Raw genomic sequence first — 19,414 nt, forward strand, 5'->3', positions numbered from 1 at the left:
GTTGTATAAATCAATTTTACTACTTTTCTTTATTTTATTCATTGAAATATTACATTCTCAATGTCCTACTGGAGATGTTTATTTGAATAGTCAGAGCGACGTTCAAGATTATATTACTAATTATGGAACCTGTGAAGTTATTACAGGTGATTTGTTTATTGGTGATGCTACAGATATTTCTGGAATTACTGCAATTAAGCGAATAGAAGGTTCTCTTATAATTAATTATTCTGAAATCAATAGCGTATCAAATTTTAGCAATTTAGAGTTTATTGGAGGAGATTTTGAAATTGATCAAAGTCATTTAATAGAAAATATTGAGGGAATAGATAAATTACACACGGTAAACGGAGACTTTTTAATTACTCAAAATTACTCTGGTCTTAAAAACATTAAAGGATTTAATGCATTAGAAAAAATTGGGGGAAACTTTCAAATATCTGAGAATTATTCTTTGGAATCAATTTCACCTTTTGATAGCTTGTTGAATGTTGGGGGTTGGTTTTTGATAAGAAGAGCTAATGCAATGGAGAAATTAATTGGATTTAACAAGCTAACAAAAATTGGTACCCAATATAATGTATCATCTTTTAAAGGAAATTTAAGTATAGAAATGAATGATATACTTAATGAAATTATTGGATTTAATTCATTAATTGAAGTTGTGAGGAATATTGATATTGGACAAAATGCTAGTTTAGTTAATGTAATAGGTTTTACGAATTTAGAAAAAGTTAGATATTTAAGTTTTTCTGGATGCCCTTTATTAATTGAAATTCCAATATTTGATAATCTTTTTGGAGTTGATGGATTAGAATTCTGGTCAATTGGTTTAACTGATATAAAAAGCTTTAATAACGTTGAAATTATTGGTGATGACATAAATATAATTAACAACGAAAACCTCATTGGTATAACAGGATTTGAAAAATTAATTAAACTTGGAGGAACATTAGATATAGGTCAAAATATTAAATTAAATAATCTTATAGGTTTTAAAAAATTAGTTGAAATTGGTGGGGGTTTGGGAATTGGCAATAATATTTCATTAAAAAATTTAAATGGTTTAGAAAATCTTTTTAAAATTGAAATTGAAGGAGGAACAGCAATAAGTATTTCTGGAAACAGTACTTTAACTGATTGTTCAGCATTGTGCAATTTATTATCTAAAGGAAGTATTATCGGTGAAATCTTTATAAGTGACAACCCTTCTAAATGTGGTAGTGAATATGAAGTAAGAGAAGAATGTATCCCAGATTTTGATGATGATGGTATTTTAAATGATGATGATTTAGATGATGATAATGATGGAATTCTAGACACAGTTGAACAAAACGGCAATCCAGATAGAGATACAGATGGGGATAATTATCCAGACCATCAAGATTTAGATAGTGATAACGATGGTTGTTTTGATGTTATTGAAGCAGGATTTACTGATAGTGATGACAATGGCACTTTGGGAAGTCTTCCTGATACTGTTGATAGTAATGGATTAATAATTGGAGAGTCAGATGGATACTCAATTCCGCTGGATAGTAATTCGGACAGTATTTTTGAATTTCAACAATCCAATATTTTGAGTGCCGGAGAAGACGGTGATTTAGAGATATGTATAAACAGTAGTTCAGTAGATTTATTTGCTAGTTTAACAGGTGTACCAGATACAGGAGGCGTTTGGGCACCAAGTTTAAGTAGTGAAACAGGCGTATTTAATCCATCAACAGATTCCTCTGGAATTTATGTCTACACAGTAACCAATGGCGTTTGTGGAACAGATACTTCGGAAGTTAATGTTACGGTTGATGCATTACCAAATGCAGGAGAAGATGGTAATTTAGAGATATGTATAAATAGTAGTTCTGTTGATTTGTTTGCTAGTTTAACAGGTGTACCAGATACAGGAGGTGTTTGGGTACCAAGTTTAAGTAGTGGAACAGGTATATTTAATCCATCAATAGACTCTTCAGGAATTTATAGTTACACAGTAACCAATGGCGTTTGTGGTACAGATACTTCTGAAGTTAATGTTACGGTTGATGAATTACCAAATGCAGGAGAAGATGGTAGTTTAGAGATATGCATAAACAGTAGTTCTGTAGATTTATTTAATAGTTTAACAGGTATACCAGATACAGGAGGCGTTTGGGCACCAAGTTTAAGTAGTGGAACAAGTATATTTAATCCATCAATAGATTCTTCAGGGATTTATAGTTACACAGTAACCAGTGGCATTTGTGGCACAGATACTTCTGAAGTTAATGTTACGGTTGATGTATTACCAAATGCAGGAGAAGATGGTAGTTTAGAGATATGTATAAATAGTAGTTCTGTAGATTTATTTAATAGTTTAACAGGTATACCAGATACAGGAGGCGTTTGGACACCAAGTTTAACTAGTGGATCAGGTGTGTTTAATCCATCAATAGATTCTTCAGGGATTTATAGTTACACAGTAACCAGTGGCATTTGTGGCACAGATACTTCTGAAGTTAATGTTACGGTTGATGAATTACCAAATGCAGGAGAAGATGGTAGTTTAGAGATATGTATAAATAGTAGTTCTATAGATTTATTTAATAGTTTAACAGGCATACCAGATACAGGAGGGGTTTGGGCACCAAGCTTATCAAGTAATACAGGCATATTTAATCCTTCTATTGATATTTCAGGAACTTATATTTATACAGTTACCAATGGTGTTTGTGGTTCAGACACTTCGGAAGTTAATGTTACAATAACTGATGTGACTCCAATTTCTGATTATGAAATTAAAATAGAGGAGTTTAGTAGTAATAATATGATAGAAATTATTATAAATTCAAACTTAGATTATGAATTCTCTTTAGACAGAATAAGTTTTCAAAACAACAATGTGTTTAATAATTTAGTTGGAGGAGATTATAAGGTATTTGTAAGAGAAATAAATGGTTGTGGGGTTTTAGAAGAGGCAATTTCTATTTTAGATTATCCAAAATTTTTCACACCAAATAATGATGGATATAATGATTTTTGGAAACTAAAAGGAAAAACGGATAAAGATTATTCAATTTTTATCTATGATAGATATGGTAAGCTATTAAAACACTTACCCTCTTCTCAATATAGCTGGGATGGAACTTTCAATGGTACCTATCTTCCAATAAATGAGTATTGGTTTAAAGTTGTCTTTAATGATGGAACAATAAAAAGCGGACATTTTACTCTAAAAAGATAATAGTTTTTCAAACAACCTTATCATGCACTTTAACATGCTTCCCATCATTCCAAAGCGTTAAAATATCAGTTGCTACATGTGCTCCGCTACCAGAAGCCATAGCAAATTGACTACGCCAACCAGCTAAAGTGCCGGCAACATAAAGGTTGTCTTCAATTAAATGGTCTGTGTTTTTTAACCAAATTCGATCTTTTTCAATAGCTGCTCTTGGGTGCGGTTCAATGAAATTTTCTAAACCTTTTATAGTCATTAAATTGGTGTAGCCAACAGCAATAACAACTAGTTTGCTTGTGTATGAGCTTTTATTGGTCTTAACCATGAAACCTTGATTGGTTTTAGAAATCTCTAAAACTTTTTCTTTATCAATTTGTTCAACGTGCGGATATAAAGTAGCAAGTTGCTCTTTGCCGCTTTTTAAAATAGATGCACCTGTAGTTCCTGCTTGTAGTCCTAAAACATTATTAAAAAGCGCTGTTTGTAAATGCGATGTTTTTTGGTGTGTAATAATGCCTATACGTTTATCTTTTGCAAAAGCCTTATCCTTTGCAGAACCTAAAACCAATGCGCAAGACATTCCTGCTGCTCCACCACCAATAATTAAAGCATCGAACATATTAGCTACGTTCTTTTACTTTTTGTTCAATGCGTTTTGAAACTCTTAATATAAACATCATAAGTATAACACAAAGAGATGCAATAATAGTAATTAAAGCAATAATACTATCACCTTCAAAAGGTGCATCAAAATTCACTTTTGTGAAGTTAAAAATGATAAGTCCTAAAGCTATAAAGCTAATAATAAGTGTTAGTATTTTCATATTATAAAAATTTTTAAACGAGATTAAAAAGAGCTTTTATGTTGTGCGCAAATAATTTAACAGCAATAGCTAATAAAACAACACCAAACACTTTGCGTATAATATTGATACCATTTTGACCGATAAGCTTTTCAATCTTTGTTGAAGTTTTAAGTACAATAAAAATAATAATAACATTCATTAAAACAGCAACAATAATGTTTTCTATTTTAAATTCTGCGCGTAACGATAATAAAGTTGTTAAGCTACCTGGGCCCGCAATAAGAGGGAAAGCTAAAGGGAACACAGCTGTTGTCATTGAGTCGTGCTCTTCTTGTTTATATAAGGTAATACCTAAAATCATTTCTAAAGCAATAAAAAACAATATAAATGAACCTGCAACGGCAAAAGAATTAACGTCAATACCAATAAGGTTTAAAATGCTCTTCCCTAGAAATAAAAAAACGATTAAAATAACACCAGCAATAATAGATGCTTTTTCGCTTTGAATGTGTCCTGCTTTTTTACGTAAATCAATAACGATAGGGATATTTCCTACAATATCTATAACAGCAAATAATACCATAAAAGCTGTAAATATTTCTTTGAAATTAAATTGCATTATATTGGTTTTTAAATTTTCGGCAAAAGTAGCTTATTATCTTAATTAAATTCACCTAAAGATTAACTATTTTTGCAAGCTACAAATAATTTATTTTATGTTCCAATTAGGGAAAACGATTGTTTCTGAAGATGTTATAAAAAAAGATTTTTTATGCAACTTATCTGCTTGTAAAGGAGCATGTTGTATTGATGGTGATGCTGGTGCGCCACTTGAGACAGATGAAACTAAAATACTTCAAGATATTTACCCTAAAGTAAAACCTTTTTTAAGACAAGAAGGTATTGATGCTATTGAAGCGCAAGGAACTTATACAACTTCTGAAGATGGTGAATTTGAAACTCCGCTAATTAACGGTGCCGATTGTGCCTACGTGATTTTTGACGAAAAAAATGTAGCTCTTTGTGCTATAGAGGAGGCCTATAATCAAGGTGAGGTTACATGGAAAAAACCAGTATCTTGTCACTTGTATCCAATTAGAGTTAGTGATTATAGTGAGTTTTCTGCAGTAAATTATCATAAATGGCAAATTTGTGACGATGCATGTGAGCTTGGTGAAGAATTGGGTGTTCCTGTTTACAAATTTGTTAAAGAAGCTCTCATTAGAAAATTTGGTGAAGACTGGTATATGGAATTAGAAAAAGTGGCTAAAAATCTTCAAAAATAGTCTGTTAAGCACTGTAAAAATAGGCGTTTCAAAGGCTAGTTGCTCTCATATTTTTAATGTGCTCGAATCTTAGTGTTTTTATTTTAAAATACTAGTAGTCAATTATTTATAATCAAAAATTTCAAAACAAAAATTTTCTGTAAGTTTTTTTTCTTTGTTAAAAACTTGTTGACAATGTTTATAACTATACCTTTCATTTATGGTTACATTTTTGAATCTTTGTAGTTCCCTAAATCGAAAATTTTTTCGTTAAACTTTTAAAAAATCCAAAAACAATGTCGCAAGTAGCCGTAGAACCCATTCTTCAAGAAAACAAAGATCGTTTTGTTATTTTTCCAATTCAACATCATGATATTTGGGAATGGTATAAAAAATCTGAGGCAAGTTTCTGGACAGCAGAAGAAATTGATTTGCACCAAGATTTAACAGATTGGTCAAATAAATTAAATGATGACGAGCGTTATTTCATAAAACATATTTTAGCGTTTTTTGCGGCAAGTGATGGTATTGTAAATGAAAATTTAGCTGAAAACTTTGTAAACGAAGTGCAATATAGTGAGGCGAAATTCTTTTATGGATTTCAAATTATGATGGAAAACATACATAGTGAAACCTACTCACTTTTAATAGATACTTACGTAAAAGACGAAAAAGAAAAAGATTTATTATTTAATGCTTTAGATAATTTTCCTGCAATTAAAAAGAAAGCAGACTGGGCACTTAAATGGATTGAGTCTCCAAGTTTTGCAGAGCGTTTAATCGCGTTTGCAGCAGTAGAGGGCATTTTCTTCTCAGGAGCATTTTGTTCTATTTTCTGGTTAAAGAAAAGAGGTTTAATGCCAGGATTAACATTCTCTAACGAGTTAATTTCTCGTGATGAAGGTGTGCATTGTGATTTTGCAGTACACTTACATAATGAGCATTTAATAAACAAAGTACCAAAAGCTAGAATTAGAGAAATATTAGTGGATGCTTTAGATATAGAACGTGAATTTATAACAGAATCTTTACCAGCTAGTTTAATAGGGATGAATTCTGTTTTAATGGCGCAATACTTAGAGTTTGTAACAGATAGATTGTTATTTGAACTTGGTTGCGATAAAGAATATAATACAGCAAACCCGTTTGATTTTATGGATATGATTTCGTTACAAGGAAAAACTAATTTCTTTGAAAAACGAGTATCTGAATATCAAAAAGCTGGAGTTCTTAACAAAGAAGAGGAAAAAGATAAATTCAGTTTTGACGCCGATTTTTAGTCAAAAAAGATACTTCCATTTTTAATGGAAAACTAAACTAAATACCATTTTATTGAATTGAAAAACTAACTGTATTTGAGCTTAATGCAAATTAAGAGCAAATATTAGAATAACTAACTAACCCATTTTCTGAAGGTGTATCAGGGAACCTAAAAACGTGTAAAACAATGTATGTAGTAAAAAGAGACGGAAGAAAAGAACAAGTGATGTTCGACAAAATCACAGCAAGAGTTCGTAAATTATGTTATGGATTAAACGAATTGGTTGATCCATTAAAAGTTGCTATGCGAGTTATTGAAGGTTTATATGACGGTGTAACAACTAGTGAGCTTGATAATCTTGCTGCAGAAATTGCTGCAACCATGACTACTGCACACCCAGATTACGCACGTTTAGCGGCGCGTATTTCAGTTTCTAACTTACACAAAAACACAAAGAAAACATTTAGTGAGGTTATGGAAGATTTACATAAATATGTAAATCCAAGAACAGGAAAGGAAGCACCACTTTTAGCAGATGACGTATATGAAGTGATTATGGCAAATAAAGAACGCCTTGATTCTACTATTATATACAATCGCGATTTTGGTTACGATTATTTTGGTTTTAAAACATTAGAGCGTTCATACCTTCTAAAATTGAACGGTCAAATTGCTGAACGTCCACAACACATGCTTATGCGTGTTTCAATAGGAATTCATTTAAATGATTTAGAGTCGGCTATTGAGACTTATGAGTTAATGTCTAAAAAATATTTTACACACGCTACACCAACGTTATTTAATTCTGGTACACCAAAACCACAAATGTCATCTTGTTTTCTTTTAACTATGAAAGATGATAGTATTGAGGGCATTTACGATACACTAAAACAAACAGCTAAAATTTCACAATCTGCTGGAGGAATAGGGTTAGCTATTCATAATATACGTGCAACAGGAAGTTATATTGCAGGTACAAACGGGACAAGTAATGGTATTGTTCCAATGCTACAGGTATTTAATGACACAGCACGTTATGTAGATCAAGGTGGAGGAAAAAGAAAAGGGAGTTTTGCTATTTACATTGAAACATGGCATGCCGATATTTTTGATTTCTTAGATTTAAAGAAAAACCATGGTAAAGAAGAAATGCGTGCACGTGATTTATTTTACGCGATGTGGATTTCAGATTTATTCATGAAACGTGTTGAAGAAAATGGAGAATGGACATTAATGTGTCCTAACGAATGTCCAGGAATGGATGAAGTACATAGTGAAGCTTTTGAAGCTTTATATTTAAAATATGAAGCCGAAGGAAAAGGAAGAAAAACAATTAAAGCACGTGAACTTTGGGAAAAAATATTAGAATCTCAAATTGAAACAGGTACACCTTATATGCTTTATAAAGATGCGGCTAACCGTAAGTCTAATCAACAAAATTTAGGAACTATTCGTTCATCTAATTTATGTACAGAGATTTTAGAATATACATCTCCAGATGAGGTAGCAGTTTGTAATTTAGCATCTATTGCTTTACCAATGTTTATTAAAAATGGAGAATTCGATCATAAAGAATTATTCCGTATTACTAAGCGTGTTACTAAAAACTTAAATAGAGTAATAGATAGAAATTACTATCCGGTAAAAGAAGCAGAAAACTCTAATATGCGACATAGACCAATAGGTTTAGGTGTTCAAGGATTAGCAGATGCTTTCATTCAATTGCGTATGCCTTTTACAAGTGATGAGGCTAAACAATTAAATCAAGATATTTTTGAAACACTTTATTTCGCTGCTGTAACAGCAAGTATGGAAGAGGCTAAAGAAGATGGACCTTACCAAACTTATGAAGGATCTCCAATAAGTGAAGGAAAGTTTCAACATAACCTTTGGGGTTTAAAAGATGAGGAATTAAGTGGTAACTGGGATTGGGTAAAATTACGCAAGCAAGTACTAAAACATGGTGTGCGTAACTCATTATTAGTTGCACCAATGCCAACAGCATCTACATCTCAAATACTTGGTAATAATGAATGTTTTGAGCCGTATACATCTAACATTTATACACGTCGTGTTTTATCTGGTGAGTTTATTGTGGTTAACAAACATTTATTAGAAGATTTAGTGGAATTAGGTCTTTGGAATGAAAACTTAAAACAGGATATTATGCGTGCTAATGGATCGGTACAAAATGTAGACGTTCCTCAGCATATAAAAGATTTATACAAAACGGTTTGGGAGTTAAGTATGAAGGATATTATAGATATGTCTCGCCAGAGAGGATATTTCATAGATCAGTCACAATCGCTTAACTTGTTCTTAGAAGGAGCAACCATGGCTAAACTTACATCTATGCATTTTTACGCTTGGAAAAGTGGCTTAAAAACAGGAATGTATTATTTACGTACTAAGAGTGCGGTTGATGCTATTAAGTTTACTTTACAAACCACTAAAAAAGAAGAGCCAACGGCAGAAGTTGTTGAGGTTGTAAATCAAGCGCCTGCCTCTGAGCAAGGAGAAGCAAAGAAAAAGAAATTAGCAGCTCAAAATGCAGCTAAATTTGCGAAACAAAATACACCAGAAGTAGATGTTGAACCAATGTCTGCAGATGAAATGAAAGCACTTATTGCACAGGCAAAAGCAGGAGAAGGAGACGACTGTTTAATGTGTGGATCTTAAGCAATAGATATTAGGTAGTTCCCTCGAAAGGGGGAACCCCAAATTTTTAGAAAAGCACCTCGAAAGAGGTGCTTTTTTATTATTAATACTATATTTATATAAAATAATAAGAAAATTATGACTGAACCAAATTTTGTTGTTACCCCAGATTTATACGCTAAAAAGGAAATCGATTTATTAATTATATCATTGATCTCATAATTAATTTAGCCTTGTTTTATGGATTTGTTATATTAATTACGTTATTATGGTATAGTTTTGCTGAAGAAGCAACGGTTGTAGATGATTTCTTTTATGATTTAGAGAATATAAATCCTTTTTTAGACAGATTAATAACAGGAACAGTTTTGGCACTACTTTATTTTATAACAGAAACTTTGCTTAAGGGAAGAACAGTTGGGAAATTTGTCACAAAAACCAAAGTAGTTTTGGAGGATGGAACAATGCCTTCTGTGATAGATTATTTAAAAAGAAGTTTCTCTAGAATAATACCTTTTGAAGCCTTTTCTTTTTTAGGAAATAATGGAAGGGGTTGGCACGATTCTATTTCAAATACTTTTGTGGTTGATGTGGTTAGATTTGAAGCCAAAAAGAAATCGCAAAGTGAGTTAGAGCTCATAGGAAAATCACAAGATGATATTTAAAATATTATATAAAAAAACACATCTTAACAAGATGTGTTTTTTTATATATTAAAAGTTTTAAAACTATTCTTCTTCCTCTCGGTGTGCAATTTTTGCAGGCTCTACTGAAGCATCATGAGCATTATGATATTCTTCTAAAAGATTCATTGTAGCTGTAAGTAAATCTTTAGTTTCTAATAAAATCCCAAAATATAATGTGGTATTCTTAGGACTAGATTCCTCAGTACGTGTGCGCTCAACTTGCTTTTGTATTTTTTCGGTAAGGAGATTAAATATATTGTATTTTCTGTTTAAAACAGAACCTATTTCTTCAAATGAACTAGAGTTAAATGCTTTTTTAGTATCGTTAAACAAGGTTTCTAAAATACTATCAATTTCTTTTAATTCTTTTATTTGAGTGAATTTTAATTTTTTATGATTATTGTTAACATGCTTGAAACTTACATTAGATATATATTCTAAAGATTGAGCAATATCTTGTAAATGACTTAAAATATTAATATAAAAATTACTAGCTGTAACACTTGGTTCTTCTAAGTTTTTAATAAAATAAAAGATATTATCTCTAAGTTCTTCAATTTCATTTGAAAGCTTTTCAATGTTGTTTTTATTCTTTTTAAGAAGTTTTAAATTGTGGGTAGCTAAACCATTAATAGCACTAGAGTATATTTTGTTACCACGTTTAACAACATTGGCTATATTATTAGCGCTTTCAACAATGACGCCTTGTGTAGAGCTACTTTCAGCTTTTTCTAAACTATCTTCTTCTTTTTGTTCTTTAGCTTTTTTTCTGTGGCTCAAATAATTTCTTATAAGAAGCACGATAGCAAAAGTTAGTAAAGCGGTTAAGGCATAACCTCTTCCATAATATAAAATTAAAGCCATTATAGCAGCAGCCACAAAAGCGCTTAATGCTGTAAAAAACCATCCTCCAATAACATTTAAAACACCTGCAACTCTATATACCGCACTTTCTTTACCCCAAGCTCTATCTGCTAATGAGGTTCCCATAGCTACCATAAAGGTTACATAAGTTGTAGATAACGGTAATTTCATAGAAGTTGCTAATGATATTAGCACACTAGCAACCATAAGGTTTACAGCAGCTCTTACTAAATCGAAAGCAGGTAAATCCTCAGATTTTATAGCTTTTGAAATTTTAGGCTTTTCAAATTGTTTATCTATATATTGTTTAAAAGAATTAGGTAATAAATTGTTAAGTCCTTCTGATGCAACTATGGTAGTTCTAACAATACTTCTTGATAAATAATTTGGTTCAAAACGTTCCTTGCCTTCATCTTGTCTTGATAAGTCTACCGAGGTTTTTACAACTGCTCTTGCTTTGCTAGAAAACCAAAGTGTTAAAACCATTATTAAACCAGCAATAAGTAGTAGATAAGGCTCTGTTTGCACAGGTTGCCCCAAAGCTACCATAGGAAAATGTTGAGGAAGTATATTGGTTACAGACCAAGCTTCGTAAGAATTAAAGGCTGCAATAGGCACACCAATAAAATTTACTAAATCATTTCCTGCAAAGGCAACAGCAAGCGCAAACGTACCAACAACAATAATAATTTTATAAATGTTTAGTTTAAAAAAGGAAACTAAAATAAAAGATATGATAGTAAAAATAACAAAACTAATGGCAAGTATTGTCAATGGGTTAGCAGATATTAAGCCGTTTGTACTATCACTCATAAAAGTGGCATTTTTAATACCTTTAATAAGTATGAAATACATGATAGAGGTTACTGCAAATCCGCTAAAAATAGCGCCATAAAACTTTGGTTTATCATTAAAATTGAATGATAATAAAAGCCTTGATGCAAATTGAATAATTGCTCCAATAGAAAAAGCAACAACTACTGAGAGTAAAATACCAAAAATAATTTCAATGGCTTTTTCGTTATTAATATAATTACCAATATGTAGTAAATTTTGGCTATTATCGGCTGATATCTTAATTATTGCAATACAAACCGAAGCACCTAAAAGCTCAAAAACAATTGAAACTGTTGTAGATGTTGGAAGCCCAAGTGTGTTAAAAAAATCTAATAATAAAATGTCTGTAACCATAACGGCCATAAAAATTATCATGATTTCATCAAACATGAATTCGCCAGGGTTGAAAATACCTTTACGGGCTACTTCCATCATGCCACTTGAAGACAAAGCGCCAAAGGTCACCCCCAAACTGGCAACAATCATTATAGTTTTAAAAGAAACGGCTTTCGAGCCAATAGCAGAATTAAGAAAATTTACTGCATCGTTACTAACACCAACAACTAAATCGGCAACAGCTAAAAAAGCTAGTGCCACTAGCATATAGATATAAATATCTCCCATTAATAGAATGTCAAAAAATATTGAAAACAAATGTCTAATTTTAAATTGAACTCAATGTTACGGAAATGTTATGTTCTTTTCAATTTAAGCTTAAATATTTGTGTTTATACCTCTTATTTTTGCCTTCTTTTTTTTGTATTTATGTTAAATTTTGATTTTTCAAAAATATTAAATCATTAAAAATCAGTTAATTATAAGTTTAATGTTAATTTAATGTTATGTAATTGTTGCTTGAATGTAAAATTTATGATATATTTGTAAAGTAATTATTAATTAAAACCCCACAGGAAAATGAAAAATATATTAATTTTAGCCATAGCGCTTTTTACAACGGTGGCATTTGCACAAAAAGAAAAAACATTAACTTTAAATAAAGAAACGAACTTAATTGATGCTGTTTATTACCATGATAATGGTGAAGTTAGCCAAATAGGATCTTTTACTTTAGATGGTAAATTAGATGGTAAATGGATTAGTTATGATAATAAAGGTAACAAGTTAGTTGCTGCTTTTTATGATAATGGTAAGAAAGTTGGAAAATGGATTCACTGGATTGACGGCAATAAAAAAGTTGTTAGTTATACAGATAATGTAGCATCTTTATAGAGAAATAGTTATTAAAAATAAAACCTCCTAAAAGTAATTTTAGGAGGTTTTTTTTATAAAAAATTTAATACTATCTAGAATTTATAAGAGTATCCAATTGAAAACTCTGTACCCGGCTGTCTTAAAGAAAAAACACGGTCTTGAGCTCCAAAAGATTCGTAAACACTCTCTCTTTCACTACCTAAAATATTGTTGATTTTAAAATCTATAGAAGAGTTTTTCTTTTCTCCAAAAGCTTTGTTTAAAGTAAAGTTTAAGCTCTCAAAAGGTTTCGTGTAAACATCTGGAATTAGACCAGTACCTACAACTTCTAAAGTTTTTCCTTGAACATTAAAAAATAATCCAGTTTGAAAACCCTTATCACTATTGTTATAATCTAAACCAGCATTAATTAAATAAGGTGATTGACCCTGTAAATCTCTTTCTCTGTTTACAGTTTCACCATCTCTAAGTGTACCTGGTGATGTTCTAGAATTAAATTCGGCTTCACCCATAGTTAATTTAGACTCAATGATAGAAGCATTTAAGTTAATTTTTAAATTCTTAAAGTTTTCAGATATAAAACCAAAGTGTTTTCTAAATTCAAACTCAAGACCATAAACTTTACCATTACCTAAGTTTTGTGGTTGAAGTTGAGTAGGAGCTTGTAAGAAAAACGTTAACTCAATAGGATCTGTAAAATCTTTGTAAAAACCACTAACAGCAAACATTTGTCCTTCTTCTCCAAAATGTTCAAATCTTAAATCGAAATTGTCTACATATGTAGGAACTAGATTGATGTTACCAATAAATAATCTATCTGTAATTGGATCGAATATTTGAGATAATGAAGCTTCTTTAAAAGAAGGTCTTGCAGTTGTTTTATAGTAAGAAGTACGAATATTTGATTCTTCAGTTACTGCGTAAATTAAATTTGCAGATGGGAATAAATCATGCTCGTCTAGTACTTTTACTCTATCAAAAGTATTTTGTCCATCTTGACCAGTATAGTAAGATGTGAAAACTTCAGATCTTAAACCTAAAATAGCTTTAAGTTTTTCAGTTACATTAAACTCATTAGAGATATAAGTTGCAGCAATGTTTTGTTCACCTTCGTAAGCATCATTAGGGTTAAATTGATCTCCAAAAACTAAAAAGGTACCAGTAGTGTTGTCTCTTGACCAGATGTTATCTGGTGCTAATAAATTATCTGGATTTCCGCCTTGTACAGAAGAGTTTGTATTGAATGTAAAATCATCAACACTAAAATCCCTAAACTTATAAGTGTAAGCTCCACCAAATTTTACTTTAGCAGGTTTTCCAAATAATTCATATTTTTTACTAAAATCGAATTTTGATGCCCAGTTTTCTTCTTGTAACCATCTCCAAATTCTAATAGGAAAAGTCGATGCAGAAGGACTTACAAAAAACTCACCATTTTGAGATTCTTGTAAAGGTGTTATTTTATGGTCTTTATCATATACTTTTGAAAAAGTTGGTGATAATTTCCAGTCAAAATTCCAATCGTTATTAGCTCCAAATGAATGTACTCCATTTAAAAGTAAGTTTGTAACAGATCTTTCAGTATAAGTAATAGCATCTTTAGTAATTGGCTCAATACCTTGTCCTTGTCCACCTTGAGCTATATTTTGAGAAAAGAAACCACCACTAGACTCTCCATTTTGAATATGAAGTAATGTCGCTTTGTACTTTGAACGCTCAGTTTTATATGTAATACCAGCTAAACCATTTAATAATACATTATTAATACCTTCACTACCAAGAGAAATTCTATCAATTAAAAGTTCGTTATTTGATGTGTTTAAGTTGTCTCTAGCAAAAGCACCATCTTGACGATTCTCATAAAAAGTGGTAGAGTTTTTGTAGCTAAATGAAGCTAAATATCCTAGTTTATTATTATCTCCAACATTATGTTGATTACCAATAGTAAAACCAAAATCAAAATTTGGTTTACTTTCTTCTTTTTTAGCTCTTAGCTCTTTATCAAAACGACCTGTAAGGGTTGTTAATAAACCTCTATTTGCAAAAGTACCAGGGATTTTTTGATATCTGTTTATAGGCACATTACGTGTTCCATCATCATATCCCCAAAAATCTGTATCACTACCTTCACCACTTAAATAATCATTATTGAAATGCATATCAGGATTATATCCAACACCAGCAGATACTGATGCTTCAAACTTAGTTGGGAAATCTTTAGTTACAATATCTATAACACCTCCTGTAAAATCTGCTGGATATTCTGCAGCAGCAGATTTAATAACTATAATGTTATCTAAAATATTAGTAGGAAAGATATCCATTTGAATAGTATTTCTATCTGGATCTAAACCAGGAATATCAACACCATTTAATATAGATTTAGTGTAACGGTCTCCAAGACCTCTTACGTATACATATTTGCCTCCTTGAACAGAAACTCCAGGAACACTTTTTACTGCACTAGCTAAATCGCCAGCACCACTAGATTTTATACTTTGAGCTGATAAACCATCTAATAGAGTAACCGATTTTTTTTGAATGTTTAATACCGCATTTTCAGTATTTCGTTTTACACTTGTAGTAATTACAATTTGATCTAAAGCATTTGATGCTAATACAACATCTAAGTCAACAACTTCTCCAGATTTAATAATAACATCAGTTATTTCTTTTGATTGATAACCAACAAAAGAAAATATTAGTGTGTAAGTACCTTCATCAAGATTTAATTGGTATTTCCCATCAAAATCTGAAGTTGTACCAGTTGTAGTGCCCTTTACTATAATATTAGCAAATGCCATTGGCTCATTATTGTATTCACCATCCAAGACATTTCCTGCTACTGTTCCTGTTTGTGCGTTAATGCCAAACAAAGAGCTAAAAAAAAGAGCAAGAACAATATAAATATTTTTCATATATATAATTTGTAAACTACTGCCTACCCTAGAGTAAACAGTAGTACTTTATTATTTAAATAATAATTCTTTTCTTAGAATCCTAAACCGCCAGCAGTGTTAGCATACGTCCAACTTAAGTTAGAAGTATTAGCTCCTGTTGTTTGAGCACCTTCTGTAACTTGAGTTGTCCAAGCAGCAGCTCTTTCTGTAAATGATGGGTTAAGGATAATTTTTTCTTCATCTATATCATCGTTAAGGACATCATCTACATCATCACAATTTTGAGCACAACCAACTTTTTCAGCAAAAATACTGTTATCAAAACCAACTACTTGCCAGTTGCTAAAAGTGATTAAACCATCTAAGTAATTTTGTGAAACAGCGTTGTTATCTAACTCAACATCAGAGCTATCTTTAAAACCTATTGCATAAACATTTGATACTGATCCAGTAGCTCTACTTCTAAAATCTGCATACTCACCGTTTTCGGTATCTAAATTCCCAATAAGTGTAATGTTTTGCATAGTAAAAGCTCCTGGAGCACTTCCTTCTCTACCATCAATTTCTAAAGCATGGTCTGAAGCAGCACCTAAAATAACAACAGCATTATCAATAGTACCAGCATAAGCTTGGTCAATATCTAAACCATCATCACCTTGAGCCCAAACTAATAAGTTTGATGCATTAACAGTACCGCCAAAAAACTCAATACCATCATCAACGTTTGCAACAATTTCTATGTTATCAATAACTGTTTTGTTACCAACACCACCAAGTGTTAAACCATTAATTTCGTTTCCTTCTCCAATTAATGCACCACCGTGACGGATAGATATATATTTAATTACACCAGAATCGTCATCTGCTATAGTACCACCGTATAAACCAAATGTATCATCAGCAGGAATTCCTTCAATTTGTACTTCAGTTAAATCTCCTTTAAAAGAACAAGGCGCTTTACCTAAGATAATTAAACCACCCCAAAGGCCTCTATTAGTTTCATTTAAGTTAGTTCCAGCAGTTTGCCCAACTTGAATATTATCTTCAGAAGAAGTGAAAATGATTGGGCTAGTTGCAGTACCTACAGCGTTAATTTTTGCACCTCTAGCAATAATTAATGCAGAAGCTAAAGAGCCAGTTCCAGGTTTACCTTTAATAATTGTACCTGGGTTGATTGTTAAAGTAATACCATCTTCAACAACAACTTTTTGGTTTAATTCATATATTTTATCATTTGTCCAAGTAGTATTTGAAGAAATAGCTCCAGTAACAGCAACAACTTCTGTACCTCCATCTGTACTACCGCCACCATTTTGAATGATAGTAACTTCTTCAATAATAATTGGTGTATCATCATCTTTAAAACATCCAGTGAATACTAGGGTAGATGCGATTAAAAGAGTTAAGAATAATTTTTTCATGAGTATTAAATTTTAGATATTTTTTTGTTTGATTTATTGATGCAAAGAAACCACCACATTGTGAATATAGTGTTACCACATGATTAAAGAACCGTAATAAAAGTGTTAGGTTAATGTTAACTTCTTAGAGGTATTTTTTTTAATGATTACATTTAGTTAACATTAAAATTTAAAGAAATAATTTTGCGGAAATATTATTTTTTACACAAAAAAAAGCAACTTACGTTTTAATGAAAGTTGCTTTGTAAAATATAATTTCAGTCTATTTTTTAATAGATAGTGTTTCCCAGTTATTTAAAGAGAAGAAGCCGTCTCCTTTTTATCTGCACTAGCAATAGCAAAGACTAAGTCTTCTAAAGATATCGTGCGAGCTTGTAAAAATAATTTAATATTTACAGGTTTGTTCGAAACCACTTTAATTTCAGATTCATTAGTTTCATAACCAACAAAACTGCTAATTAATGTATAAGTGCCATCTTTTAAATTTTGAAATTTAAAGACACCGTTTTCATCCGATAAAACTTCTGCACCAGTTTCTTTAATAGAAACTTTCGCCAACATTAGCGCCTCGTTACTAGATTCGCCATCTAATAAAATACCCGTTATAGAACCATCACTTTGTGCAAAAGCGAAAGCTGATATAAAAAAAACGGTTGCAAGTATAATTTGTTTCATTAATTTGAATGCTAAATTCGAGTGCAAATAAAATCTATTAAACCAATTTTGGCGTTATCAAAAGGTTAAACAATGATAATTAAAAGGTTATCTTAATGTTAACAAATAAACTTTAGCATTATAATAGGAAGAAGGTCTTTTAACAATATGTTTTATTATGAATTTAATTATCTTGCCAGAACTTAATAAAAGACTATGAACTGGGAAGAATTACTATCCTTAAAACGCTTTGGCGATACTAACAAACGCATAAGAAAAGAACAAGATGAAACCAGATTAGGTTTTGAAGTTGATTATGATCGAGTTATTTTTTCTTCAGAATTTAGAAGCCTTCAAGATAAAACTCAAGTCATTCCATTATCACAAACAGATTTTGTTCACACGCGTTTAACACATAGTTTAGAAGTAAGTGTTGTTGGGCGTTCATTAGGACGATTAGCAGGAAAAAAAATACTAGAAAAATACCCGCATTTACAAAACATTCATGGGTATCAAGCTAACGATTTTGGAGCTATTGTTGCCGCAGCGGCATTGGCACACGATATTGGGAATCCGCCTTTTGGGCATTCAGGAGAAAAAGCTATTGGCGAGTTTTTTAAAACCGGTTCTGGTAAGAAATATAAAGATGACTTAACAGATAAAGAGTATCAAGATTTATGTGATTTTGAAGGGAATGCTAATGGATTTAAAATTTTAACCGAAAGTAGAGCAGGACGCAAAGGTGGTTTAAGACTAAGCTACGCCACTTTAGGTGCATTTATGAAATACCCAAAAGAGTCGCTTCCTAAAAAACCAACAAAACATATAGCCGATAAAAAATATGGGTTTTTTCAATCAGAAAAAAATGCTTTTTTAGATGTTGCAAACGAATTAGGCTTGCAAAAACGAAGTCAAAAAGACATGAGTTTTTCAAGACACCCATTAGCATTTTTAGTTGAAGCTGCCGATGATATTTGTTATACTATAATTGACTTTGAAGATGGTATAAACCTTGGGCTAATTCAAGAAGAATTTGCATTAGAATACTTAATAAATATTGTAAGAGATAAAATTAAAACCAAAAATTACTACGCCCTTACTAATAAACAAGACAGAGTAAGTTATTTAAGAGCTTTAGCCATAGGAACGCTTATAGATGAAGCGGTTAATATTTTCATGAAAAACGAAGAGGCTATTTTAAATGGTAATTTTGACTGTGGGTTGTTAGATAAAAGTAAGTACGAGGCACAAATAAACGATATCATCAAAATAAGTGTTGAAAACATATACCAATCTACCGAGGTTATTGATAAAGAAATAGCAGGTTACGGCGTTATAAACACGCTATTAAATACATACACAAATGCTATAAATAACTGTTACAATAACACAGCATCAAATTACGATAAACTAATTTTAAAAGGGTTGCCAAAAACTATTAAAACGGACGATTCTAGTTTATACAATCGTTTATCAAGTGTTTGCTATTACGTGTCTTTATTGTCAGACAGCAAGGCTATACAAGATTACAAAAAAATAAAAGGAATAGAATTTTAGGTTGTTATTTTAGGCGTTACCACAAGGGTCGGGCTATTCGTTGCAATCTTTTGCTCGTACCTCACAAAAGGATTTTCACTGC

The 19,414-nt window shown here is 31.4% G+C and carries 14 protein-coding genes; 7 read left to right on the forward strand and 7 right to left on the reverse strand.

Translation table 11 applies throughout. The features are described 5' to 3' along the window. Window position 1 precedes the first annotated feature (1 nt). Window positions 2-3,217: a T9SS type B sorting domain-containing protein gene (locus BT151_RS05025; RefSeq protein ID WP_072400648.1), complete on the forward strand. Its 3,216-nt coding sequence runs from the start codon at window positions 2-4 to the stop codon at window positions 3,215-3,217. Window positions 3,218-3,224: 7 nt separating this feature from the next. Here the strand turns inward: BT151_RS05025 and BT151_RS05030 are convergent, their stop codons facing one another. Genes BT151_RS05030 through BT151_RS05040 form a run of 3 tightly spaced genes read right to left on the reverse strand, consistent with a single transcriptional unit; the run spans window position 3,225 to window position 4,636 of the window. Next, window positions 3,225-3,830: an FAD-dependent oxidoreductase gene (locus BT151_RS05030; RefSeq protein WP_072400649.1), complete on the reverse strand. Its 606-nt coding sequence runs from the start codon at window positions 3,828-3,830 to the stop codon at window positions 3,225-3,227. A 1-nt stretch (window position 3,831) separates the two neighbouring features. Then, entirely contained in the window at window positions 3,832-4,035 is a 204-nt protein-coding gene (locus BT151_RS05035) for a hypothetical protein (RefSeq protein WP_072400650.1), read from the reverse strand. 13 nt (window positions 4,036-4,048) lie between these two features. Beyond that, window positions 4,049-4,636 (reverse strand): MarC family protein, encoded by a 588-nt coding sequence (locus tag BT151_RS05040; RefSeq protein WP_072400651.1) that lies wholly within the window; start codon window positions 4,634-4,636, stop codon window positions 4,049-4,051. A gap of 97 nt (window positions 4,637-4,733) precedes the next feature. Between BT151_RS05040 and BT151_RS05045 the strand changes: the two genes are divergently transcribed. The 4 genes from BT151_RS05045 to BT151_RS05060 all read left to right on the forward strand — a co-directional run bounded on the left by BT151_RS05045 (window position 4,734) and on the right by BT151_RS05060 (window position 9,866). After that, window positions 4,734-5,303, forward strand: a complete 570-nt coding sequence (locus BT151_RS05045) for a DUF3109 family protein (RefSeq protein ID WP_072400652.1) — start codon at window positions 4,734-4,736, stop codon at window positions 5,301-5,303. A gap of 275 nt (window positions 5,304-5,578) precedes the next feature. Further along, entirely contained in the window at window positions 5,579-6,562 is a 984-nt protein-coding gene (locus tag BT151_RS05050) for a ribonucleotide-diphosphate reductase subunit beta (protein ID WP_072400653.1), read from the forward strand. A 167-nt stretch (window positions 6,563-6,729) separates the two neighbouring features. Then, a complete protein-coding gene (locus BT151_RS05055) occupies window positions 6,730-9,222 on the forward strand; it encodes a ribonucleoside-diphosphate reductase subunit alpha (protein ID WP_072400654.1) in 2,493 nt (830 codons plus the stop codon). A gap of 176 nt (window positions 9,223-9,398) precedes the next feature. Continuing rightward, the gene (locus BT151_RS05060; protein ID WP_072400655.1) at window positions 9,399-9,866 is read left to right on the forward strand and encodes an RDD family protein; all 468 of its coding nucleotides are present in this window, start codon (window positions 9,399-9,401) and stop codon (window positions 9,864-9,866) included. A 63-nt stretch (window positions 9,867-9,929) separates the two neighbouring features. On the opposite strand, the gene BT151_RS05065 is transcribed toward BT151_RS05060, so the two are convergent. After that, window positions 9,930-12,212: an inorganic phosphate transporter gene (locus BT151_RS05065; RefSeq protein WP_072400656.1), complete on the reverse strand. Its 2,283-nt coding sequence runs from the start codon at window positions 12,210-12,212 to the stop codon at window positions 9,930-9,932. A 291-nt stretch (window positions 12,213-12,503) separates the two neighbouring features. Here BT151_RS05065 and BT151_RS05070 point away from each other — a divergent pair, with 291 nt between their 5' ends. Beyond that, window positions 12,504-12,818: a toxin-antitoxin system YwqK family antitoxin gene (locus tag BT151_RS05070; RefSeq protein WP_072400657.1), complete on the forward strand. Its 315-nt coding sequence runs from the start codon at window positions 12,504-12,506 to the stop codon at window positions 12,816-12,818. A gap of 74 nt (window positions 12,819-12,892) precedes the next feature. Here BT151_RS05070 and BT151_RS05075 read toward each other — a convergent pair whose 3' ends face one another. The 3 genes from BT151_RS05075 to BT151_RS05085 form a co-directional block, all read right to left on the reverse strand. Further along, the gene (locus BT151_RS05075) at window positions 12,893-15,718 is read right to left on the reverse strand and encodes a TonB-dependent receptor (protein WP_072400658.1); all 2,826 of its coding nucleotides are present in this window, start codon (window positions 15,716-15,718) and stop codon (window positions 12,893-12,895) included. Between the two features lie 74 nt (window positions 15,719-15,792). Next, entirely contained in the window at window positions 15,793-17,121 is a 1,329-nt protein-coding gene (locus BT151_RS05080) for a hypothetical protein (protein WP_072400659.1), read from the reverse strand. Window positions 17,122-17,415: 294 nt separating this feature from the next. Then, window positions 17,416-17,796 (reverse strand): carboxypeptidase-like regulatory domain-containing protein, encoded by a 381-nt coding sequence (locus BT151_RS05085; RefSeq protein WP_072400660.1) that lies wholly within the window; start codon window positions 17,794-17,796, stop codon window positions 17,416-17,418. A 195-nt stretch (window positions 17,797-17,991) separates the two neighbouring features. On the opposite strand from BT151_RS05085, the gene BT151_RS05090 reads away from it, so the two are divergent. Then, a complete protein-coding gene (locus tag BT151_RS05090; protein ID WP_072400661.1) occupies window positions 17,992-19,332 on the forward strand; it encodes a deoxyguanosinetriphosphate triphosphohydrolase in 1,341 nt (446 codons plus the stop codon). Window positions 19,333-19,414 lie beyond the last annotated feature (82 nt).

This window comes from Flaviramulus basaltis (assembly GCF_900114265.1).
GTDB classification, from domain to species: Bacteria; Bacteroidota; Bacteroidia; order Flavobacteriales; family Flavobacteriaceae; genus Flaviramulus; species Flaviramulus basaltis.

What these genes read in the sequence shown, in the direction of transcription:
- BT151_RS05030 (WP_072400649.1), bottom strand. Translation starts at nt 3,830, where the DNA reads ATGTTCGATGCTTTAATTATTGGTGGTGGAGCAGCAGGAATGTCTTGC.
- BT151_RS05035 (WP_072400650.1), bottom strand. Translation starts at nt 4,035, where the DNA reads ATGAAAATACTAACACTTATTATTAGCTTTATAGCTTTAGGACTTATC.
- BT151_RS05040 (WP_072400651.1), bottom strand. Translation starts at nt 4,636, where the DNA reads ATGCAATTTAATTTCAAAGAAATATTTACAGCTTTTATGGTATTATTT.
- BT151_RS05045 (WP_072400652.1), top strand. Translation starts at nt 4,734, where the DNA reads ATGTTCCAATTAGGGAAAACGATTGTTTCTGAAGATGTTATAAAAAAA.
- BT151_RS05050 (WP_072400653.1), top strand. Translation starts at nt 5,579, where the DNA reads ATGTCGCAAGTAGCCGTAGAACCCATTCTTCAAGAAAACAAAGATCGT.
- BT151_RS05055 (WP_072400654.1), top strand. Translation starts at nt 6,730, where the DNA reads ATGTATGTAGTAAAAAGAGACGGAAGAAAAGAACAAGTGATGTTCGAC.
- BT151_RS05065 (WP_072400656.1), bottom strand. Translation starts at nt 12,212, where the DNA reads ATGGGAGATATTTATATCTATATGCTAGTGGCACTAGCTTTTTTAGCT.
- BT151_RS05070 (WP_072400657.1), top strand. Translation starts at nt 12,504, where the DNA reads ATGAAAAATATATTAATTTTAGCCATAGCGCTTTTTACAACGGTGGCA.
- BT151_RS05075 (WP_072400658.1), bottom strand. Translation starts at nt 15,718, where the DNA reads ATGAAAAATATTTATATTGTTCTTGCTCTTTTTTTTAGCTCTTTGTTT.
- BT151_RS05080 (WP_072400659.1), bottom strand. Translation starts at nt 17,121, where the DNA reads ATGAAAAAATTATTCTTAACTCTTTTAATCGCATCTACCCTAGTATTC.
- BT151_RS05085 (WP_072400660.1), bottom strand. Translation starts at nt 17,796, where the DNA reads ATGAAACAAATTATACTTGCAACCGTTTTTTTTATATCAGCTTTCGCT.
- BT151_RS05090 (WP_072400661.1), top strand. Translation starts at nt 17,992, where the DNA reads ATGAACTGGGAAGAATTACTATCCTTAAAACGCTTTGGCGATACTAAC.